Below are 21,776 nucleotides of genomic sequence, written 5' to 3' on the forward strand. Positions count from 1 at the left end.
TGCGGCTTACAACCCCACCACATCCTCAGCCTGCAGGCCCTTCTGGCCTTCCACGACCGCGTACTCGACCTGCTGGCCTTCGGTCAGTGAGCGGTGGCCCTCGCCACGGATCGCGCGGTAATGCACGAACACATCCGCTCCGCCCTCGCGCTGGATAAAGCCGTAGCCCTTGGCGTCGTTGAACCACTTCACACTGCCGGTTTCGCGTGTTGCCATGATGCTCACTCCTGTTTTCTTATTGTTAAGTCGGCTTTTCCCGCCCGATTGAAAAGGCAAAGCCGTACGAACCTAAGCCACCGTCCGAACGTCCATGGGGAAGCCCCGGGCAGTAACCGGCCGAGTATATGACACCCGGAAAAACTCTCAACTGACTTTACTTCGGTGCTTTTTTGCCGATTTTCGACGAATCCGGCACACTGGCGCCCGCTCCATCCCATTCACTCATGCAGAAGCCGTATGACCCGCTCCCCGTTCCGCCGTCTTGTGTTTGGCACCTTGCGCCGACTTTTATATCTCTGGGTTCGCTCCGAGACGATCAATCAGTCGTCCTTTACCCTCAACCTCGACCGCAGTCGCCCCGTGTTCTACGTCCTGCAAGACCCTTCGCTGACCGACCTGGCGGTGCTCGACACCGAATGCACCAAGGCCGGCCTGCCGCGCCCGGTACTGCCGGTCTCGGTGGGCAACCTGCTGGAGCCGGCGGCATTTTTCTACCTGACGCCGGCACCGGACTGGCTCGGGCGCCAGGATAAACGCGGTGCGCCGCCCACCCTGACGCGGCTGGTCGACGTGCTGACCCACAACGCCGCCGAGGACGCGCAGATCATTCCGGTCAGCGTGTTCTGGGGCCAATCGCCCGACAGCGAATCCAGCCCGTGGAAACTGTTGTTCGCCGACAGTTGGGCGGTCACCGGACGCCTGCGCCGATTGCTGAGCATCATGATCCTGGGGCGCAAGACCCGCGTGCAGTTCTCCGCCCCGATCCATCTGCGCGAACTGATCGAGCACGATAAAGGCCACGAACGCACCGTGCGCATGGCCCAGCGGATCCTGCGGGTACACTTTCGCAACTTGAAAGCGGCGGTCATCGGTCCCGACATCTCCCACCGACGCCATCTGGTCAAGGGTCTGTTGAACCAGCCGCTGGTCAAGCAGGCCATCGCCGAAGAAGCCGAGCGGGAGAAGATCTCGCCGGAGAAAGCCAAAGCCCAGGCCCTGCGCTACGGCAACGAGATCGCCTCGGACTACACCTACACGGCCATCCGCTTCCTGGAAGTGGTGCTGAGCTGGTTCTGGAACAAGATCTACGACGGCATCAAGGTCAACCACATCGAAGGCGTGCAAAACGTTGCCCAAGGCCATGAAGTCATTTATGTCCCCTGCCACCGCAGTCATATCGACTACCTGCTGCTGTCGTACCTGCTGTTTCGCAATGGCCTGACGCCACCGCACATCGCCGCCGGCATCAACCTGAACATGCCGGTGATCGGCAGCCTGCTGCGCCGCGGCGGGGCGTTTTTCATGCGCCGCACGTTCAAGGGCAACCCGCTCTATACCGCCGTGTTCAACGAATACCTGCATACGCTGTTCACCAAGGGGTTCCCGGTGGAGTACTTCGTCGAAGGCGGCCGTTCGCGCACCGGGCGCATGCTGCAACCCAAGACCGGCATGCTCGCCATTACCCTACGCAGCTTCTTGCGCTCGTCACGCATGCCCATCGTCTTCGTGCCGGTGTACATCGGTTATGAGCGGGTCCTGGAAGGCCGTACCTACCTGGGCGAACTGCGCGGCGCGAGCAAGAAGAAGGAGTCGATCTTCGACATCTTCAAGGTCATCGGCGCCCTCAAGCAACGCTTCGGCCAAGTGGCGGTGAACTTCGGCGAGCCGATCAAGCTGGCGGAATTCCTCGACGGCGAGCAACCTGGCTGGCGCCAGCAGGAGCTGGGCCCGCAATTCAAGCCGGCCTGGCTCAACGCGACCACCAACCGCCTCGGCGAACGCGTGGCGCGGCACCTGAACGAGGCCGCCGCTATCAACCCGGTCAACCTTGTCGCCCTGGCATTGCTGTCCACCAGCCGACTGGCTCTCGACGACCAGGCCATGGCCCGCGTGCTGGACTTGTACCTCGCGCTGCTGCGCAAAGTGCCCTATTCGCCCCACACCACCTTGCCTGAGGGCGACGGCCGGGCGTTGATCGAGCATGTCAAAGGCATGGACCTGCTGTCGGAACAGAGCGATGCCTTGGGCAAGATTCTGTATCTGGATGAACAGAACGCGGTGTTGATGACCTACTACCGCAACAACGTGCTGCACATCTTCGCCCTTCCGGCGCTGCTGGCGAGCTTCTTCCAGAGCAGCTCGCGCATGAGCCGCGAACAGATCCTGCGTTATACACGGGCCCTGTATCCGTACCTGCAATCGGAGCTGTTCATTCGTTGGTCGCTGGAAGAACTGGACGATGTGGTCGACCAGTGGCTTGAAGCGTTCGTCGAACAGGGCCTGCTGCGCTTCGAGAAAGACCTGTACTTGCGTCCCGTTCCAAGTTCTCGAAACTTTGTGCTGCTGACCTTGCTATCGAAGAGCATCGCCCAGACCTTGCAGCGCTTCTACATGACCGTTTCGCTGCTGCTCAACAGCGGGCAGAACAGCATCAGCGCCGAAGAACTGGAAGACCTCTGCACAGTCATGGCCCAGCGGCTGTCGATCCTGCACGGACTCAACGCGCCGGAGTTCTTCGACAAGAGCCTGTTCCGCCACTTCATCCAGACGATGCTCGACCTCGACGTACTGCGCCGTGATGAAGCGGGCAAGCTAAGCTATCACGAGCTGCTCGGCGAATTGGCCGAAGGCGCGGCCAAGCGTGTGTTGCCGGCGGAGATTCGCTTGTCGATCCGCCAGGTGGCGTTGCATCGCAGTGAAGACGCCATGGCTCCGGACACGCCAGTCACCCAGGATTGATTCTGTCACAGGCCCCAGGATTTCACTGGGGCCCCCAATATGGAAATGTCCCCATGAAAAAGCTTCTTCTCGTCGCTGCTGCCACGTTGCTCAGCGCCTGCTCCAGCACGCCGCTGGCCAGCAAGAACAGCCTCGACGGCGAGGTGTTCTACCTGCAACGCATCGCCTTACCGCCCACTGCTACCTTGACCGTGAGCCTGCAAGACGTCTCCCTCGCCGACGCGCCAGCCGTGACGGTCGATGAGCAGCGGGGCCCCGTCAAAGGCCAAGTCCCATTACCATTCAAGCTCAGTTATGATCCGGCGCAGGTCAAGCCCGGCCACCGTTATGCCGTGAGCGCCCGCATCGAAGTCGACGGCCAGTTGATGTTCATCAGCACTGAACAACACACCGTGCAGCTCGATGGCAAAGATCCGCAGCCGTTGAAGATTCGCGTCAACGCTGCACGCTGATTCCTGTTCCACTCTTCAAGGAAGCTGCCATGCTCCGCTTTACCCTTCGTTTCACCGGCCTGTGCGCCGGCCTGTTGATCTGCGCCAATGCCATGGCCCTGTCCCTCGGCGACCTTTCCCAGAAAGACGCCACGGGTGGTCTCAAGGATGCCCTGACCCAGGGCGCCCAGGTGGCGGTCAAGCAGCTGGGCACCCCAGGCGGGTTCAGCAACAACCCGGACGTCAAGATTGAATTGCCAGGCAAGCTCGGCAAAGTCGCCAGCAAGATGAAAGCCTTCGGCATGGGCGACCAGGTGGATCAGCTGGAAACCAGCATGAACCAGGCGGCCGAAGCCGCGGTGGTGCAGGCCCAGCCGATCCTGGTCGACGCCGTGAAGAACATGAGCGTGAGCGACGCCAAGGGCATATTGAGCGGCGGCAACGATTCGGCCACCCAGTACCTGAACAAGAGCAGCCGCGAGCAGATTCGCGCCAAGTTCCTGCCCATCGTCAAGCAAGCCACCGACAAGGTCGGCCTGGCCCAGCAATACAACGCCTTTGCCGGCCAAGCCGCGACACTGGGAGTGGTCGATGCCAAGAGCGCCAATGTCGAGAACTATGTGACTGAACAGGCGCTGGATGGTTTGTTCGAGATGATCGCAAAACAGGAAGCCACCATTCGCCAGAATCCGGCGGCTGCGGCGACCAGTTTGGCGAAGAAGGTTTTTGGCACTCTCTAAGCCAAGCGCAAAAACACTGTGGGAGCGAGCCTGCTCGCGATATCGGTATCAGCCATAACATCTCTGTTGGCTGTAGCACCGCAATCGCGAGCAGGCTCGCTCCCACATTTGATTTTCAGTGCTATCAGACTCGGTTCAAGTCTTCTTGACCCTGAACCACGCCGCATACAACGCCGGCAGGAACAGCAGCGTCAATGCCGTTGCCACGATCAATCCCCCCATGATCGCCACCGCCATCGGGCCGAAGAACAGGCTGCGTGACAGCGGGATCATTGCCAGCACCGCCGCCAGCGCGGTGAGCACGATCGGGCGGAACCGTCGCACCGTCGCTTCGATGATCGCCTGCCACGGGGCAAGCCCGGCCTTGATATCCTGTTCGATCTGATCCACCAGGATCACCGAGTTGCGCATGATCATGCCGGACAAGGCGATGGTGCCAAGCATTGCAACGAAACCGAACGGCTGGCGGAACACCAACAGGAACAGCGTCACGCCGATCAACCCCAGCGGCGCGGTGAGGAAGACCATGGCAGTGCGAGAGAAGCTGCGCAGTTGCAGCATCAACAAGGTCAGCACCACCACGATGAACAACGGCACACCGGCGTTCACCGATTTCTGGCCTCGGGCCGAGTCCTCTACCGTGCCACCCACCTCAAGCAGATAACCATCCGGAAGTTCCGCCTGGATCGGATCCAGGGTCGGGAAAATCTGCTGCACCAGGGTCGCTGGCTGTTCTTTGCCGTAGATATCGGCCCGAACGGTCACGCTCGGCAGGCGGTTGCGGTGCCAGATCACGCCCTCTTCAAAGCCATACTCCAGCGTGGCGATCTGCGACAGGGCAACGGTCGTGCCGTTGTCGGTCGGCACCGCCAGGCTTGGCAACAGCGACAGCTCCGTGCGCTCATGCACCGTGCCGCGCAGCAGAATCTCGATCAACTCGTTGTCTTCACGGTACTGGCTGACGCTGGATCCGGTGAGGGAGCTTCGCAAGAAGCTCGACAGATTCGCGGTGGTCACCCCCAAGGCTCGCGCACGGTCCTGGTCGATGTTCAGATAGACCACTTTGCTGGGCTCTTCCCAGTCCAGATGCACATTGGCAACGTAGGGGTTTTCCCGGACTTTTGTCGCCACTTTCCTCGCCAGGGCCCGCACCTCCTCGATGTGCTCGCCTGTCACGCGAAACTGCACCGGGTAGCCCACCGGCGGACCGTTCTCCAGGCGCGTCACCCGCGAGCGCAAGGTTGGGAACTGCTCGTTCAGGGTGGTGATCAGCCAACTGCGCAACGGCTCGCGGTCTTCGATGGTCTTGGCCAACACCACGAATTGGGCGAAGCTCGGCGCCGGCAGTTGTTGATCCAGGGGCAGATAGAAACGCGGTGAACCGGTGCCGACATAAGCGACGTAGTTGTCGATACCGGCGTGGTCCTTGAGCAACGCTTCCAGGCGCTTGACCTGCTCGGCGGTGTTGACCAACGAAGCGCCTTCGGCCAATTTCAAATCGACCATCAGCTCCAGGCGCCCCGACGCCGGGAAAAACTGCTGCGGGACAAAACGGAACAACACGACTGAGCCCAGGAACAGCAGCACGGTCAACGCGATGACGGTCTTGCGCCGACGCACGCACCACTCCACCAATCGCCGTACACGCTGGTAGAACGGCGTACCGTAGGGATCGGGCTGGCCGTCCACCGTGCCATGCTTGGCCGCATGAATCTTCGCCAGGTCCGGCAGGAGTTTTTCCCCCAGGTACGGCACGAATACCACGGCAGCCACCCAGGAAGCCAACAGTGCGAGGGTCACCACCTGGAAAATCGAACGGGTGTACTCGCCGGTGCCCGATTGGGCGGTGGCGATCGGCAGGAAGCCCGCCGCGGTGATCAAAGTCCCGGTGAGCATCGGAAACGCCGTACTGGTCCAGGCGTAGCTGGCCGCCCTGATCCGGTCGAAGCCTTGCTCCATCTTGATCGCCATCATCTCCACGGCGATGATCGCGTCGTCCACCAGCAGCCCCAGGGCCAAGACCAGCGCGCCGAGGGAGATTTTGTGCAAGCCGATCCCCAGGTAGTACATCGCGGCGAAGGTCATCGCCAACACCAGCGGAATCGCCAGCGCCACCACCATCCCGGTACGCAGCCCCAGGGAGAAAAAGCTCACCAGCAACACGATGGTCAGCGCTTCCACCAGCACCTGGACGAACTCGCCGACACCGGTCTTCACCGCCGCGGGCTGGTCGGAAACCTTGCGCAATTGCATACCCGCCGGCAGCGTGTTCTGGATGCGGGCAAACTCGACTTCCAGGGCCTTGCCCAACACAAGGATGTCACCGCCCTCCTTCATCGCCACGGCCAGGCCGATGGCATCTTCGCCCATGAACCGCATGCGCGGCGCGGGTGGATCGTTGAAGCCGCGACGCACGTCTGCTACATCGCCGATGCGGAAGGTGCGGTCGGCCACGCGGATCGGAAAGTCACGGATCTCTTCCACGGTCTGGAAATTCCCGGAAACCCGTAGCTGCAATCGCTCGCTGGCGGTCTCGAAGAATCCGGCCGTAGACACCGCGTTCTGCGCTTCCAGGGCTTGCTGGACCGCCGCCAGCGGCAGGCCGAGGGTCGCCAGTTTCACGTTCGACAGTTCGACCCAGATTTTCTCGTCCTGCAGGCCGAGCAATTCGACCTTGCCCACATCCTTGACCCGCTGCAGCTGGATCTGGATGCGGTCGGCATAATCCTTGAGCACGCCATAATCGAAGCCGTCACCGGTGAGTGCGTAGATATTGCCAAACGTGGTGCCGAACTCATCGTTGAAGAACGGCCCCTGGATACCCGGCGGCAAGGTATGCCGGATATCGCTGATTTTCTTGCGGATCTGATACCACAGCTCGGGAATCTGCTTGGAATGCAAGGAGTCGCGAGCCATGAACGTCACCTGGGATTCGCCCGGGCGGGAGAACGAGACGATCTTTTCGTAATCGCCGGTTTCCATCAGCTTCTTTTCGATGCGCTCGGTGACTTGGCGCGACACTTCCTCAGCCGTGGCGCCTGGCCAGATCGTGCGAATGACCATGGCCTTGAAGGTGAACGGCGGGTCTTCGCTCTGGCCAAGCTTGGTGTAGGAAAGCGCCCCGACGATTGCGAGCAACAGCATCAGGAACAGTACGATCTGGCGGTTCCGCAACGCCCATTCGGAAAGATTGAAGCCCATCGGGGGTTACTCCTTGGCCGCCAGGTTGACTACGCGGTTGGAGCGATCCACCGGCCGCACCTGCTGGCCGTCCAGGAGCACATGCACGCCAGCGGCCACCACCCAGTCATTGGCACCCAGGCCTTCAAGCACCGGCACGTTGTTTTCGCCAAAGGCACCGACACGCACCGGGACTTTCTTGAGGGTGTTGTCGGGGTTGACCACCCAGACATAAGTCGCGCCGTTCTCGGCGGTGAGGGCCGACAGCGGCACTGACAGGGGGACCTTTTCGGCATTCTGGATAAACACCCGGGCGCTCTGGCCCAGTTCCGCCGGGACGCTGCCGGCGGTGAAGGCGACACGAGCGGCGAAGGTGCGGGATCTGGGATCGGCGGCCGGCGAGAGTTCGCGGATACGTCCGCTAAAGCGCTGATCAGGTTGGCTCCACAGCTCGACCGAAACCGGCTGGCCAATCTTGAACCGACCGAAACTCTGCTCCGGCAGGCTGATCAGCACCTCGCGTTCACCGTCGGTGGCCAGGGTGAAGACGGTTTGACCGGCCGACACGACCTGACCCACTTCCACCGAACGCCGGGCCACGACGCCATCCTGGGGCGCACGCAAAATCGAATAGCTGGCCTGGTTGCTGGCAACGTCGAATTCAGCCTTGATCTGCTTGACCCGCGCGGCCCCGGAGCGAAAGAGATTTTCGGCGTTGTCGTATTGGGAGCGGCTGACCATCTGCCGCTCCATCAAGGTCTTGTAGCGGTCACGCTCGGCACGCACCAGGCTCAGGTTGGCCTCGGCGGCAGCGACCTGGGCCCGGCTCGCCTCGAGTTGCAGACGCACGTCTTCGGGATCGAGTTCAGCCAAGGGTTGATTGGCCTTGACCCGCTGCCCCTCCTCCACCAGCCGTCGGCTGACTTTGCCACCGATGCGAAAGGCCAGGTCCGGCTCGAATCGCGCCCGCACTTCGCCAGGATAACTGTCCATCGCCTGGGCCGAGGGCTCGGGCTTTACCACCATGGCCGGGCGGACGGTGACGGCCACCGGCTCCTCGTGGCCACACGCAGACAATAAAAAAGCCAGGCTGACTGGCACGGCGAGGGGCAGGACATAGCGGAACATGGTGGATGACCTTTCGCTAATGATGCTTGGAATAATTATACTGGCGGGTATGTTATTAATAGCAAACTCACCAGTCCAGTATTAAAGCGAAGAATGTCGAACAATCCTCCCCCTCCCAGCGGCCCTGGTCGTCCGAAGGATCTGGCCAAACGCCAGGCCATTCTCGATGCGGCCAAAAATCTCTTCCTGAGCCTGGGTTACGCCAGTACCAGCATGGATGCGGTGGCGACCGAGGCCGGCGTATCGAAGCTGACGGTCTACAGCCACTTCAACGATAAGGAAACGCTGTTTTCCGCCGCGGTGATCGCCAAGTGCGAGGAGCAAGTGCCGCCGCTGTTCTTCGAATGGGTCGAAGGCGTCCCGATCGAACACGTGTTGTTGAACATCGCCCGAGGCTTCAATCAACTGATCAACAGCGACGAGTCGGTGAATCTGCATCGGCTGATGGTCGCCCTGGGTAGTCAGGATCCGAAGCTCTCGACGATTTTCTACGAGGCCGGCCCGCAACGCATGCTCTGCGGCATGGAGCGGTTATTGAGCAAGGTCAACCAGAGCGGCGCCTTGAGCATCGACAAACCGCGAAATGCCGCCGAGCATTTTTTCTGCCTGATCAAGGGGGCGGCCAACTTCAGGTTGCTGTACGGCTGCGACGGACCGCAAGACGCCGAGGCGGCCGAGGCTCATGTGCAGGAAGTGGTGGGGTTGTTCATGCGGGCCTATCGGCCCTAGTTCCCAAGCGCCATCACCTGGGGGCTTCATTCGCGAGCAGGCTCGCTCCCACAAGGGATCGTGGTGTTCCGTGTGGGAGCGAGCCCGCTCGCGAACGGGGGCGCCTCGTTTTCAAGCCTTGAGCGCCTTCTTGGGATAGATATCGTACCGACTGGACTTGCCCTCGAGCCCATGGCTCGGCTTCGGCCCTTCGATGCAAGGCGCCTTGCGCGGGCGCTTGACCACCACCCGGTGGGTCGCCAGCGCCAGCGCCGCGGCCAGCAGCGCCGGTGCGTCATTGTCATCGCCCACCAAAGGTCGGAACAGGCGCATTTCCTTTTTCACCAGGGCGGTTTTCTCTCGATGGGGAAACATCGGGTCCAGGTAGATCACCTGGGGCGGCTCGCCTTCCCAATGGCGCATCACCTCGATGGAGTTGCCCTTGAGCAAACGCATGCGCGCCACGATCGGCGCCACGTCGAAATCTTCCGCGCCACGGGCCAGGCCATCTTCCAGCAGTGCACCGATCAGCGGCTGGCGCTCGATCAGGCTCATTTCGCAGCCCAGGCTCGCCAGCACAAACGCGTCCTTGCCCAACCCGGCCGTGGCGTCGAGTACCCGCGGACGCACACCTTGGGCGACACCGACCGCCTTGGCGATCATCTGACCGCTGCCACCGCCGTACAAGCGCCGATGGGCCGCGCCACCCTCGACGAAATCCACCCGCACCGGTCCCGGCGCGTCCGGACCCAATTGCTGCAATTGCAATCCCTGCTCGCCGACCTGCAAGGCAAACTCGCCATCGTCCACTTGCAAAGGCAGGCCAAGCCGCTCTGCCCATTGTTCGGCCTGGGGCTGGAACGCCGGAATCAAGGCCTCGACATGGATGCGGCAGGCCGCGGGTTGCTCAATCATGAAAACACGCTCGAAAAAATTAAGGATCGGCAAAACCAGCCGATAACAACGGTGAACGGCATTTTGCCAGAGCTGAGCGTCGACCGAGAAAAATGTCAGACATTCAATCCACATCGATAGGCGTTATCTCCCCTTACGGCGATTACAGCCTGCGTAACACCCAAGCGCTGAGCGGCGTCAGTCACCTGTGGCAGGATTTTTTTGCCCGGGCCCTGGCCGATCAACTGGGTGAAAACGCACCGGCGCCTGGCAGCTACCAGCCCGTCGCCCTCGATGAAGCGGTTGAACCGACCCTTGGCGCCGAGCTGCTGGAGCACATCGTCAGCCAGCGCACCTGCGACGTGAAGGAAACCCAGGTCAAGCCGCCAGAGCCGTTGTTCCTGCCGATTGCCGAGTTCGAACTGGATTTGCTGGACAAACCGTTCCCACCGTTCCCGCCCGAAGAAATCGTTGCCCAGCAAAAGCAGCAAACCTTCGAGAGCAACTGGGTTCGCCCGATCGTCCTCACAGCCGGCCAGCCACAGTCGGAACCGGGCCCGGCGCCGCACCCGCGTCCATTGCACCTGCCGATCGCCGAGTTCGAACTCGACTTGCTGGATAAACCGTTCCCTCCGTTCCCGGAAGAGGAATTGGTGGCGCAGCAGAAGCAACTCGATTTCGATACCCGTTGGGCACGTCCGATCGTTTTGCAGAACCTTCGTATCGCCGCCTGATTCTTACCGACAGATCCACCACGGCCCTACATCCAGATGGAAGTGGTTGCGGTGCGCCGCGTTGTAGTCCGGACTCAACACCACACTGAACATCTCACAGGCGCCATCTCGCACCTGCCGCAGGAACTGCGCATCGGTGTTGTCTTTCGGCCAGTCCCTGAGCACGCTGATCGCTTTCCCATTGGCCAGGCGAAACCCGGCAATATCGAGCGCGCTGGCGGTGGCGTGCTGGCTGCGCGCCCCGCTCTCACGGCCGTACATGTTGCGACAGGCAAAGCTGCCCAGATGATCGACCCGCGTGACTTTCTGCCCATAGGCCGCCGTTGCCGCCGGCTGCAGCGCATGGCGCTCGAACAACGCGAAAGCCACGGCCAGCGGGCAACTGGCCAGGAAGCTGCTGCTCAGCGCCACCTCGCCGCCCTGCACTCGCAACACATTGGTCAACGGACAGGTGGTGTTGGCGCCGCTGTCCGCCTGGCGAGAGGTCCGAAGCCCTGACGTAGCGAGCGCTTGGTCGCACAGTTGTGGGTCGTTGCGCAGGGCCATCAGCTTGTAGCGGGTCAGCATGTTCGGCGGGGCGCTGACGTCCAGCGGCGCCCAGGGATTCCATTGCGGCGGCACCGACAACCAGCCGCGCCATACGCCAAGCACTGCGGCGCCGACGATCAGCAGCACCACCATCAAACCTTTGAAAAACCGCACGACAACGCCCCGGGCATCAGCCCTTGAATAATTGATTGGCCTGCTTGAATGGCATCGAGCGACGGGTGAAGGTGAACGTGCCTTGCTCCTGGATTTCCTGCGCGGCGCGGAAGAACTCGCCATAGGCCGCCAGCGCCAACGCCGAGCCGACACTGATGCGCTTGACGCCCAGTTCGCTCAACTGCGCCACGGTAAGGTCCAGGGCGCCGGACATCAGCACATTGACCGGTTTGGGCGCCACCGCTTGTACCACCGCGAGGACCTGTTCAGCGCTGCTCAATCCTGGCGCGTACAACACGTCGGCGCCTGCGTCGGCGAACGCCTTGAGGCGTCGGATCGTGTCGTCCAGGTCGGGTTTGCCGTGCAGGAAATTTTCCGCGCGGGCGGTGAGCATGAACGGGAACGGCAGGCTGCGCACCGCCTCGGCCGCGGCCTTGACCCGCGCCACTGCTTGATCGAAACGATAGATCGGGCTGTCTTCGCGCCCGGTGGCGTCCTCGATGGAGCCCCCCACCGCCCCGGCCTCTGCCGCACGCAGCAGGCTGGCCGCGCATGCGTCGGGCGCATCGGCAAAGCCGTTTTCCAGGTCGACCGCAACTGGCAGATCCGTGGCCGCCACAATCGCTCGCACGTTGGCCAGGGTGTCATCCAGGCCCAGCGCACCATCGGGCCGCGCCAGGGAAAAAGCGTGGCCGGCACTGGTGGTCGCCAAGGCTTCGAAGCCAAGGCTGGCGAGCATCTTCGCCGATCCGGCATCCCACGGATTGGGAATTACAAAGGCCCCTTCGCGTTCATGCAGGGCCTTGAACGCCTGGGCTCGCCGGGTTTGTGCATCCATCAGAGTCGCTCCTGAGCAATGGGAGGGTTTGCCTTAGAGCAAACCCAGTTGCTCGGCGGCGGGTTCTCTATATAGCTCAGGCAGGGCCGGCAAGCCAGGCAAACGGTTCATCAAGCGGCTGTGAAAACGCATCGCGAGCTTTGCCGCCAGAAGGTTGTCGGCGGTATGCAGGAACATGTACGGGGTGCGCCCTTCTTCGATCCACTCGGCGATTTTCTCCACCCAGGGCGTCAGGAACGGCTCGTTGGCTTCCACCACTGGATGGCCGACGAAGCGCACCTGCGGGCATTGAGTGAAAGCCGCTGGCCGCGTTGGCACCCGAGGCTTCTTGTATTGCGCATGGATCACTGAGGGATCGGTCGAGGCGCAGCTGAACAAGCCCCGTGGATCGAGACAGATGCGTTCCACGCCGCGATCGAGCAACAGGCGATTGAGCCGGCGCTCGGCATCGCCCTTGGCAAAAAACTCGTCGTGACGGACCTCGACCGCCAACGGGCTCGGGAACGCGTCGATAAACGCCGCCAGCTCCTGCATCCGATTGGGCGTGAAGGCCTTGGACAGCTGCAGCCAAAACGGCGAGACGCGCTCGCCCAGCGGGCTGAGCAGTTGAACGAAGGTTTCAGTGGCGGTCAGGTGTTCACGCAAGTCGCCGCCATGGCTGATGTCGCCCGGGATCTTGGCCGTGAAACGAAAATGCTCGGGCATGATTTCCGCCCAGCGCTGGACAGTGGCCGCAGACGGGCTCGCATAGAAGGTCGTGTTGCCTTCCACGGCATTGAAAACCTGGCTATAGAGGTTCAGGAAGTCGGAGCTTTTTGCGTCTTGGGGATAAAGATAATCGCGCCAGGCGTTTTCGCTCCAGGATGGGCAGCCCAGGTAATAAGGCAACCGCATCAGATGTAGAGGTCGAGCCCTAGCACTTCCATATCCCAGTCGACAAAACCGGCAGTGCTCAAATAACTGGCAAGGGCCGTGGCGACACTGCGGCTCATGGCGCGGTGATACAGCATGTCCTGCTGACGGGCGGGGAGATTGCTCAGGCGCTGCGCAGAGGCTTTGGCGGCACGTGCGGCCAGTTGCTCTTCGGACGGAAATTCCAGGTCGCCATCGATATCATCGAAGTTTTCGGGCTCAGCGGATTTACCCGCACGAGGCCGACGCTTGATCGGGTAGGACTGGGATGAAACGCCGTCTATACGCATGACAGAATGCTCGGTATCAATGATGGCAATTTAGCGGCACATTCGTAGCCGCGCAAACGCGCAAGTGATAACTAGAACACAGAAAGCCAAAAAGGTTTAAAAACGGGCCGGAAAAGTGACGACTGGCAATGTGGCGTGTGACTTTTAGTTAGAGAAATGACTTTTCAAGCGCAAATCTGAAATTGGTCGATGCCCTTGTGGCGAGGGAGCTTGCTCCCGCTCGAGTGCGTAGCACTCGCTCGATAGTTGGCTTTCACACCAAGGTCGGGGCCGCTCCGCCCGAAGCGTCGGACCGTCCCAGCGGGAGCAAGCTCCCTCGCCACGAAGGCCGTTCGCTTGAGGTCAGAGCCGCTCGGATTTTGGCGTTGCTACCTTGTCCCGCAGGTAAACCGGCTGGGCATCATCGGCCACAATGGCCTCGCCGCGTTCCCAGGCGAAGCGTGCCAGCGCAAGCAAGTCTTCGGCATGGGGCAACATCGAGGCGTCCTGGCCAACAAGGCTGACACCGATCCGCTCGGCATAACCCCAGCCCGTACCGGCGCCGAACCAATCACCACTCGCCTCAGCCGGCAGCGCCGCCGCCTCGGGTGGCAATACCGCTTCAGGCCCCGCCAGGCGCATCTCGCCGTTGGCTTCGCGATAGCAGCCCCAATACACCTCGTCCATGCGCGCATCGATCGCTGCGGCGACCTGGCGCGCACCGTGTTCGCGCAGGGCGCGCTGGGCCAGCACCGCCAGGTTCGACACCGGCAGCACCGGGCGCTCCAGGGCAAAGGCCAAGCCCTGCACCACGCCGATGGCGATGCGCACACCGGTGAAAGCCCCGGGCCCGCGACCGAAGGCGATTGCATCCACCGCTTGCAAGTTGGTGCCGGCATCGCTGAGCAACTGCTGGATCATCGGCAGCAATTTCTGCGCATGCAAACGCGGGATCACCTCGTAATGGCTCGTGACCTTGCCGTTGTGCAGCAAAGCAACGGAGCAAGCTTCAGTCGCGGTGTCCAGGGCCAGCAAGGTGCTCATTAATGTGTCCGTAAATCAGGTGGGGAAAAAGTGCGCCAGTATAAACAACTACGGCCCGCAAGCGGGCCGTAGTTGTTGCTGCCGATCAGACTTTTCAGCTCAAGGCCGCAAGCACTTTGGCAGTGATGGCCTCAACCGAACCGACGCCTTCGATATGGCTGTATTTCGGCTTGCCGTTGGCAGCCGACAGCTTCTGGTAGAAATCCACCAGCGGCTTGGTCTGGGAGTGGTAGACCGACAAACGATGACGCACGGTTTCTTCGGTATCGTCCTTGCGCTGCACCAGTTCTTCACCCGTCACATCGTCCTTGCCTTCGGCTTTTGGAGGATTGTAGACGGTGTGATAGACACGGCCGGACGGCTCATGAACACGTCGACCGGCGATGCGCTGGACGATTTCTTCGTCCTCGACGGCGATTTCAACGACTGCATCCAGCTCGACGCCGGCGCTCACCAGGGCTTCAGCCTGTGGAATGGTGCGCGGGAAACCATCGAACAGGAAGCCATTGGCGCAGTCAGGTTGAGCGATACGATCCTTGACCAGGGCGATGATCAGGTCATCCGACACCAGGCCGCCGGCATCCATGATGCTCTTGGCCTTGATGCCCAGCTCGGTGCCGGCCTTGACCGCCGCACGCAGCATGTCGCCGGTGGAGATTTGCGGGATACCGAATTTTTCGGTGATGAACTTTGCCTGAGTACCTTTACCGGCCCCGGGAGCTCCCAGCAGAATGACGCGCATCGATGTGCTCCTCAATTTTTTTATGTAAACGCTCGGATTCGCCTCGTGGGGCCAATCTCGGAAAACAGGATCGTGGCCGCCCAAACGGCCAAAGGCTGATCAAGATACACAGCAGGCCCGACCCACACAAGCCGCCGAAAGTCGGAGGAACCCGCGTCGAACGCGACCTTCGTACGAGGTGGCGAGAGTCGCAACCTGACAACAAACTGTCGCCTGGCCGACCTGTCGTTCTCCATAAACGGCTACGCCCGGACGAGCCGGGCGAGTTGTCGCGGGTAACGACCCGACGTCAGCCGGTGTTGCGCAAACCGGCGGCGATCCCGGCTACAGACACCAGCAATGCCTGTTCCACGGGGCTGCCTTGGGCAACGTCCTGCTGCCGCGACCGTGCCAGCAGTTCGGCTTGCAACAGGTGCAAGGGGTCGAGGTAAGTGTTGCGCAGGCGAATGAATTCCAAGGTATCTGGGCTATGTGCCAGTAGCTGCGACTGGCCGGTCAACCCCAGGACCACCGAACAGGCCTGCGACAATAGGTCGCGTAAATGCTCGCCCAACGGCAGCAATGCCGGTTCCACCAGACGCTCATCGTAAGACTGGGCAATATCGGCGTCGGCCTTGGCCAGCACCATCTCCAGCATGTCGATGCGGGTGCGGAAGAACGGCCATTGTTCGCGCATCTGCCCCAGCAATTCACCCTCGCCGCGCTCCAGCGCCTTGCCCAGGGCGGTTTCCCAACCGAGCCAGGCTGGCAGCATCAGGCGGGTCTGGGTCCAGCCGAAGATCCACGGAATCGCCCGCAAGCTCTCGATCCCCCCGGCGCGACGCTTGGCCGGACGGCTGCCCAAGGGCAGACGACCCAACTCCTGCTCCGGCGTGGACTGGCGAAAATACTCGACGAATTGTGGATTTTCCCGCACCACCGCGCGGTAGGCACTGACACCGTCAGCGGCCAATTCGTCCATCAAATGGCGCCATTCTGGCGTGGGCGGCGGCGGTGGCAGCAGGGTCGCTTCCAGCACCGCAGCGAGATAAAGGTTGAGGTTCTGTTCGGCGATGTCCGGCAGGCCGAATTTGAAACGAATCATTTCGCCTTGCTCAGTGGTGCGGAACCGCCCCGCCACCGAACCTGGCGGCTGCGACAGGATCGCCGCGTGCGCCGGGCCACCGCCACGGCCTACCGTACCCCCGCGACCATGAAACAACAGCAGTTCGACTTGCTGCTCGCGGCAGATGTCCACGAGTCGCTCCTGCGCTCGATACTGTGCCCAGGCCGCCGCCGTGGTCCCGGCGTCCTTGGCTGAATCGGAATAGCCGATCATCACCTCCTGGGGTCCATGCAGGCGCGAGCGATAACCCGGCAACGCCAGCAGGCGCTCCATCACCGGCCCAGCGTTGTCCAGGTCGGCGAGGGTTTCGAACAGCGGCACCACCCGCATCGGCCGCAACACGCCGGCTTCCTTGAGCAGCAATTGCACTGCCAGCACATCGGAAGCGGCACCGGCCATCGAGATCACGTAGGAACCCAGGGACGCCGCCGGCGCCGCCGCGACTTCCCGACAGGTCGCCAGGACCTCACCAGTGTCGGCGGACGGTTTGAAATGCGGCGGCAACAACGGACGTCGGTTATTCAGCTCATCCAGCAGAAAACGGATGCGCTGCTCTTCGTCCCAGTCTTCATAGCGTCCAAGCCCGAGGTAATCGGTGATCTCGGTCATGGCCATCGTGTGGCGCGTCGAATCCTGGCGCACATCGAGGCGCACGAGGAACAGCCCGAAGGTCACCGCGCGGCGCAGGCAATCGAGCAGCGGCCCGTCGGCAATCACCCCCATGCCGCACTCGTGCAGGGACTGATAGCACAACTCCAGCGGATCGAGCAGTTCGCGGTTGTCCTGCAACACTTCGGAAGAGGCCGGCGTAGTGGCTTTCAAGGAGGCCTGGGCCCAGTTGCGGGTGGCCCGCAGGCGTTCACGCAATTGCTTGAGTACCGCGCGATAGGGTTCGGCGCTATCACCGGCCTGGGCGCGCAAGGCCTCGCTGGCCTTTTGCATGGAGAGGTCGGCCGCCAGGTGATCGACATCGCGCAGATAAAGGTCCGCCGCCATCCAACGCGCCAGCAACAGCACTTCGCGTGTGACCGCGGCGGTGACGTTCGGGTTGCCATCCCGGTCGCCGCCCATCCAGGAGGCAAAGCGGATCGGCGCGGCTTCCAGCGGCAAGCGCAGCCCGGTGGCGGCGTGCAGGGCCTGGTCGGCCTTGCGCAGGTAATTGGGGATGGCCTGCCACAGCGAATGCTCGATCACCGCAAAGCCCCACTTGGCCTCGTCCACGGGCGTGGGCCGGGTGCGGCGGATTTCTTCGGTGTGCCAGGCTTCGGCGATCAATCTTTGCAAGCGCTCATGGATCTGCGCGCGCTCGGCACTGGTGAGGTCACGGTGATCCTGGGCCGCCAGTTGCGCGGCGATGGCGTCGTATTTCTGGATCAGCGTACGCCGGGCGACTTCCGTGGGGTGGGCGGTGAGGACCAACTCGATATCGAGCCGGCCCAACTGCCGGGCCAGCGATTCGGCGCTGTGGCCTTCGGCGCGCAAGCGTGCCAGCAACTCGGGCAACACTCGCGCTTCAAACGGCGCAGGCTTGGATTCTTCGCGCCGATGAATCAACTGGTATTGCTCAGCGATGTTTGCCAGGTTCAAGAACTGGTTGAACGCTCGCGCGACCGGCAGCAATTCCTCCTCGCTCAACTGATTGAGGCTGGCGCTCAGTTCGGCGTCCATGGAACCACGTCGGTCCGCCTTGGCGCCTTTGCGGATCTGCTCGATCTTGTCGAGAAAGGTGTCCCCGTACTGGTCGCGAATGGTGTTGCCCAGCAATTCGCCGAGCAGGTGGACATCCTCGCGCAGGCGGGCATCGATATCGGTCATCAGCAGTTCTCCAGCAAAAGGTCCGGACAGCTTTGTAGGAGAGAGTGCCGATGCTGATCGTTTATGACAAGCGACGAAGGGACATTAAACCTTGTCGGACAAAGCTAGTCTCAAGATAAGCCACACAACGGCTTGTCACTGTCGCGCCTGCCATAAGCAGGGCTATTGATGAGGTCATCATGAAAATCCGTGAGCTTGCCCAGCATTGGGAAGAAAATGCCAAGGGTCGCCTGACCCAGACCGGCTACACGATTCATCTCGATGTAGAGGCCGCTGCGCGCCTGGCGGCCATCTGCGACATGTACCCCAAGCGTCAGCCCGAAGAACTGCTCGGGGAGCTGATCGGCGCCGCGTTGGAAGAGCTGGAAGCCAGCTTCCCCTACGTCAAGGGATCGCAAGTCGTATCGACCGATGAGGAAGGTGATCCGCTGTATGAAGACGTGGGCCCGACGCCACGTTTTCTCGCGCTGTCACGCCGTCATCTGCGCGAACTTTCCTCCCACAGCGACAAATCCAAACACTGATTGCCGCCCTTTCCAGCGTGCGAAATTCCAGCGCGGAGCCTGTCCCAGTCGCGCTGGAATACCGCTGCCCGCCTTGAAAGTTCAGCTTTTTGGCGCTTGACCAATCAGTCAGTATTTCTTTTGGCGAATGGCCATCCTTGCCTGAACTTTTGAAAAACGCCTCGGGTCACACCGAATAACCATACTGGAACGGCCGTTTAAAAAAACGCGCCCTGGCGCCAGCGCCAAAACAGACGTCACGGCTTCGGTCCCAGCATGGAATGGTGTTTTTTTCAGGAGTTTTCCAATGGAGTTGAAGCCTATGAATACCTGCACTGCCAAACCCTCATCCACTGGCCTGCGCGGCCTGAAGTTGGCTGCCCTGGCTATCGGTAGCAGCTTCATTCTGGCCGGTTGTGCCGGCAACCCACCTTCGGAGCAATACGCGGTCACGCAATCTGCGGTCAACAGCGCCGTCAGCGCTGGCGGCACCGAGTTTGCCGCCGTGGAAATGAAATCGGCCCAGGACAAGCTCAAGCAGGCCGAGATCGCCATGCACGACGAGAATTACGAAGAGGCCAAGCGTCTGGCCGAACAGGCCGAATGGGATGCCCGCGTCGCCGAGCGCAAGGCCCAGGCCGCCAAGGCCGAACAGGCCCTCAAGGATTCCCAGAAAGGGGTTCAGGAACTGCGTCAGGAAGGCATGAACAAGGTCCAGTGACCCGGTTTGAGCCACGACGCACTTCTCATTGATAAAAGGACGACAGACTATGACGCACAAACATTTCATGATGCCCGCCCTGCTTGCCGCCTGCGTAGCCCTGGCCGCTTGCTCCCACGATCCGAACGCGAACCTGGAACAGGCGCGCACCAACTACAACGGCTTGCAGGCCGACCCGGCGGCCACCAAGGTCGCGGCTCTGGAAACCAAGGACGCTGCCGATTTTCTCGCCAAGGCCGACAAGGCCTACATGGATAACGAGGACGAAGCCAAGGTCGACCAACTGGCCTACCTGACCAACCAGCGTGTCGAAGTGGCCAAGCAGACCATTGCCCTGCGCAACGCCGAAGCCGAGCTGAAAAACGCCGGTGACGAACGCGCCCGCGCACTGCTGGAAGCCCGCAACGCGCAGATCAAGCAGTTGCAGGACAGCCTCAACGCCAAGCAGACCGAGCGCGGTACGCTGGTGACCTTCGGCGACGTGCTGTTTGCCACCAACAAGTCGGACCTGCGTACCAGCGGTATGACTAACGTGAGCAAACTGGCGCAGTTCCTCCAGGAAAACCCGGATCGCAAGGTGATCATCGAAGGCTACACCGACAGCACCGGTTCGGACTCCTACAACCAATCGCTGTCCGAACGCCGCGCCAGCTCCGTGCGCACCGCCCTGGTGAAAATGGGCGTCGACCCGGCCCGCATCGTGACTCAGGGCTACGGCAAGGAATTCCCGGTCGCCGACAACACCAGCGTCTCGGGCCGCGCCATGAACCGTCGCGTGGAGGTCACCATCTCCAACGACAACCAGCCCGTCGCCCCGCGTTCGACCATGAGCGCCAACTGATCGGTTGACTGCAACTCAAAAGCCCCGCCTGACTTCAATCAGGCGGGGCTTTTTTATGATCAAATTTATTTGGCTGCACACGATCATTGTGGGAGCGAGCTTGCTCGCGATAGGGGAGTGTCAGGCACTATCAATGCTGCTGAACCACCGCTATCGCGAGCAAGCTCGCTCCCACAGGGGTCTCGCTTAAGGCTGAAGTTTTTGTGGGGTCTCCTGCCCCATGCACCGCACCGCGCGCTTCTTCTCGTTGATCAGCACACCGGTCAGGCCTTTCTGTTCGGTGTCGAACAACACCAGCACGCCCTCGATGCACTGGGCCACTTGCGGCGCCGGCTCCAGGGAAACCTTGTAGTCCTCCCCCGGAACGGTCTTGAGCATGGTGAACTCGTTGAGCAGCAACGCATCCTCGGGCTTGGCGAAATGCAGGTAGCCGTAGTACCAGAGCGCCGCGACGGTGCCGAGGATGCTGCAGATACCTGTGATTATCAGGGGGATGGCGTTACGTTCTTCGCTCATTGCGGATTCTCAGGTGATTCAACGGGTGATTTCGGGTAATTCGGAATTTCGCCCAGGCGGCGCAGGCCGTCAAAGTGCCGGGGGTCGTCGAGGTAGCGCAGCATCACGGTTCGCCAGGTTGGGTCGGCGAAGGTCTGCACATGCCCGCCACGGGTCAGTTGCAGCACCCGTGGCGGCGGCGCAGCTTGATACAAGCGGATGCCGTTGGAAAGGGGCACGATCGGATCGTCGAGGCTGTGGTAGATCAGTTTCGGTACGCCGTTCAATTGCGCGATCGAGCCGATGGCGCTGTCGCCGTCCGGCACCAGCCACGACAGCGGCACCTGGAGTGGCCAGGTCAGCCATGAGGTGCCAAGAGCGAAACGCCCTACATCACGATAACTGGCGGGCACGCCGTCGAGCACCAAGGCCTTGAGCTGCTGCTGGCGCTGCGGGTGCTCGGCCAGGTAATGCACCGCCAGCGCGCCACCGAGACTCTGGCCGAGCAGCACCAACGGCTTGCCCCGCACTTCCGGCGCCTGGTCGAGCCAATTGAACGCGGCGTCGATGTCCTGGTAGATCGCCGGCAGGCTCGGCTCGCCTTCGGAAACGCCATAGCCACGGTAATCGACCATCAAGACTTGATAACCCTGCTCCGGCAACCACCAGCTCCCGCCGAGGTGCCAGGCTAGGTTGCCGCCGTTGCCGTGAAGATGCAGCACTGTGCCCTTGACCTCTACACCCGGCTTCACCGGCAGCCACCAACCCCGCAGCTTCAGCCCATCGGCGGTGGTCAGGGTGACGTCGCGGTAGTCAAGCTTGGCCCGTTCCGGGGTAAACGGCAGGCCGCGTTCGGGGTAGAACAGCAGGGAGCTGCAACCGCTCAGGGCCAGCAGCAGGCAAATGATGCCGAGGGTTCGCATCCGGTGAAGCCTCGCTAAAACTCAGGTTGAAACACGGTCCCCTGTGGGAGCGAGCCTGCTCGCGAAAGCGGTTGAATATTCAACATCAATGTT

21 protein-coding genes are annotated in these 21,776 nt (G+C 61.7%); 8 read left to right on the forward strand and 13 right to left on the reverse strand.

Translation table 11 applies throughout. The features are described from left to right. Positions 1–6: 6 nt before the first annotated feature. Complete coding sequence (locus J3P76_RS20080; RefSeq protein WP_007927922.1) at positions 7–216, reverse strand: cold-shock protein; 210 nt, start codon at positions 214–216, stop codon at positions 7–9. Positions 217–456: 240 nt separating this feature from the next. On the opposite strand from J3P76_RS20080, the gene plsB reads away from it, so the two are divergent. The 3 genes from plsB to J3P76_RS20095 are packed head-to-tail and all read left to right on the forward strand — an operon-like array spanning position 457 to position 4,129. Then, positions 457–2,958 carry a glycerol-3-phosphate 1-O-acyltransferase PlsB gene (plsB, locus tag J3P76_RS20085; protein WP_434701171.1) on the forward strand — a complete coding sequence of 834 codons (2,502 nt, stop codon included), beginning with the start codon at positions 457–459 and terminating at the stop codon, positions 2,956–2,958. Positions 2,959–3,011: 53 nt separating this feature from the next. After that, positions 3,012–3,410, forward strand: coding sequence for a YbaY family lipoprotein (locus tag J3P76_RS20090; protein WP_420764223.1), 399 nt, complete (start codon positions 3,012–3,014; stop codon positions 3,408–3,410). 29 nt (positions 3,411–3,439) lie between these two features. After that, positions 3,440–4,129, forward strand: coding sequence for a DUF4197 domain-containing protein (locus J3P76_RS20095; RefSeq protein ID WP_434562515.1), 690 nt, complete (start codon positions 3,440–3,442; stop codon positions 4,127–4,129). Between the two features lie 135 nt (positions 4,130–4,264). Here J3P76_RS20095 and J3P76_RS20100 read toward each other — a convergent pair whose 3' ends face one another. Beyond that, positions 4,265–7,330: an efflux RND transporter permease subunit gene (locus tag J3P76_RS20100; RefSeq protein ID WP_434562513.1), complete on the reverse strand. Its 3,066-nt coding sequence runs from the start codon at positions 7,328–7,330 to the stop codon at positions 4,265–4,267. Positions 7,331–7,336: 6 nt separating this feature from the next. Further along, positions 7,337–8,437, reverse strand: coding sequence for an efflux RND transporter periplasmic adaptor subunit (locus J3P76_RS20105; protein WP_420764221.1), 1,101 nt, complete (start codon positions 8,435–8,437; stop codon positions 7,337–7,339). A gap of 93 nt (positions 8,438–8,530) precedes the next feature. Here J3P76_RS20105 and J3P76_RS20110 point away from each other — a divergent pair, with 93 nt between their 5' ends. Continuing rightward, entirely contained in the window at positions 8,531–9,166 is a 636-nt protein-coding gene (locus tag J3P76_RS20110) for a TetR/AcrR family transcriptional regulator (RefSeq protein ID WP_420764220.1), read from the forward strand. A gap of 111 nt (positions 9,167–9,277) precedes the next feature. Here J3P76_RS20110 and J3P76_RS20115 read toward each other — a convergent pair whose 3' ends face one another. Then, the gene (locus J3P76_RS20115) at positions 9,278–10,060 is read right to left on the reverse strand and encodes a class I SAM-dependent methyltransferase (RefSeq protein WP_420764219.1); all 783 of its coding nucleotides are present in this window, start codon (positions 10,058–10,060) and stop codon (positions 9,278–9,280) included. Between the two features lie 92 nt (positions 10,061–10,152). Here J3P76_RS20115 and J3P76_RS20120 point away from each other — a divergent pair, with 92 nt between their 5' ends. Further along, complete coding sequence (locus J3P76_RS20120) at positions 10,153–10,773, forward strand: energy transducer TonB (protein WP_420764218.1); 621 nt, start codon at positions 10,153–10,155, stop codon at positions 10,771–10,773. Between the two features lie 3 nt (positions 10,774–10,776). On the opposite strand, the gene J3P76_RS20125 is transcribed toward J3P76_RS20120, so the two are convergent. From J3P76_RS20125 to ppc, 7 genes are all read right to left on the reverse strand, one after another. Further along, positions 10,777–11,475 (reverse strand): extensin-like domain-containing protein, encoded by a 699-nt coding sequence (locus J3P76_RS20125; protein ID WP_434562511.1) that lies wholly within the window; start codon positions 11,473–11,475, stop codon positions 10,777–10,779. A gap of 16 nt (positions 11,476–11,491) precedes the next feature. Further along, positions 11,492–12,313, reverse strand: coding sequence for an isocitrate lyase/PEP mutase family protein (locus J3P76_RS20130; RefSeq protein ID WP_434650089.1), 822 nt, complete (start codon positions 12,311–12,313; stop codon positions 11,492–11,494). Between the two features lie 33 nt (positions 12,314–12,346). After that, a complete protein-coding gene (locus J3P76_RS20135) occupies positions 12,347–13,207 on the reverse strand; it encodes a DUF72 domain-containing protein (RefSeq protein ID WP_434650088.1) in 861 nt (286 codons plus the stop codon). After that, positions 13,207–13,515: a hypothetical protein gene (locus J3P76_RS20140; protein WP_420764214.1), complete on the reverse strand. Its 309-nt coding sequence runs from the start codon at positions 13,513–13,515 to the stop codon at positions 13,207–13,209. The genes J3P76_RS20135 and J3P76_RS20140 overlap by 1 nt, the downstream gene beginning before the upstream one ends. Before the next feature lie 342 nt (positions 13,516–13,857). Next, on the reverse strand, positions 13,858–14,538 hold the full coding sequence (tsaB, locus tag J3P76_RS20145) for a tRNA (adenosine(37)-N6)-threonylcarbamoyltransferase complex dimerization subunit type 1 TsaB (protein ID WP_434562505.1): 681 nt from the start codon (positions 14,536–14,538) through the stop codon (positions 13,858–13,860). Positions 14,539–14,632: 94 nt separating this feature from the next. After that, entirely contained in the window at positions 14,633–15,280 is a 648-nt protein-coding gene (adk, locus tag J3P76_RS20150; RefSeq protein WP_420764212.1) for an adenylate kinase, read from the reverse strand. A 289-nt stretch (positions 15,281–15,569) separates the two neighbouring features. Next, positions 15,570–18,200, reverse strand: a complete 2,631-nt coding sequence (gene ppc, locus J3P76_RS20155; RefSeq protein WP_420764211.1) for a phosphoenolpyruvate carboxylase — start codon at positions 18,198–18,200, stop codon at positions 15,570–15,572. Positions 18,201–18,379: 179 nt separating this feature from the next. On the opposite strand from ppc, the gene J3P76_RS20160 reads away from it, so the two are divergent. The 3 genes from J3P76_RS20160 to J3P76_RS20170 all read left to right on the forward strand — a co-directional run bounded on the left by J3P76_RS20160 (position 18,380) and on the right by J3P76_RS20170 (position 20,265). After that, positions 18,380–18,724 carry a pilin assembly protein gene (locus J3P76_RS20160; protein ID WP_420764210.1) on the forward strand — a complete coding sequence of 115 codons (345 nt, stop codon included), beginning with the start codon at positions 18,380–18,382 and terminating at the stop codon, positions 18,722–18,724. 286 nt (positions 18,725–19,010) lie between these two features. Next, entirely contained in the window at positions 19,011–19,424 is a 414-nt protein-coding gene (locus tag J3P76_RS20165; protein WP_014336761.1) for a DUF4398 domain-containing protein, read from the forward strand. A gap of 49 nt (positions 19,425–19,473) precedes the next feature. Beyond that, positions 19,474–20,265 carry an OmpA family protein gene (locus J3P76_RS20170; protein WP_420764209.1) on the forward strand — a complete coding sequence of 264 codons (792 nt, stop codon included), beginning with the start codon at positions 19,474–19,476 and terminating at the stop codon, positions 20,263–20,265. Positions 20,266–20,451: 186 nt separating this feature from the next. Here J3P76_RS20170 and J3P76_RS20175 read toward each other — a convergent pair whose 3' ends face one another. Further along, entirely contained in the window at positions 20,452–20,781 is a 330-nt protein-coding gene (locus J3P76_RS20175; protein WP_434609784.1) for a hypothetical protein, read from the reverse strand. Then, entirely contained in the window at positions 20,778–21,683 is a 906-nt protein-coding gene (locus tag J3P76_RS20180) for an alpha/beta hydrolase (protein ID WP_434650086.1), read from the reverse strand. Before J3P76_RS20180 ends, J3P76_RS20175 begins: the two co-directional genes overlap by 4 nt. Positions 21,684–21,776: the final 93 nt, after the last annotated feature.

This window comes from Pseudomonas sp. D1-36, from assembly GCF_051132205.1.
In the GTDB taxonomy this organism is placed as follows: domain Bacteria; phylum Pseudomonadota; class Gammaproteobacteria; order Pseudomonadales; family Pseudomonadaceae; genus Aquipseudomonas.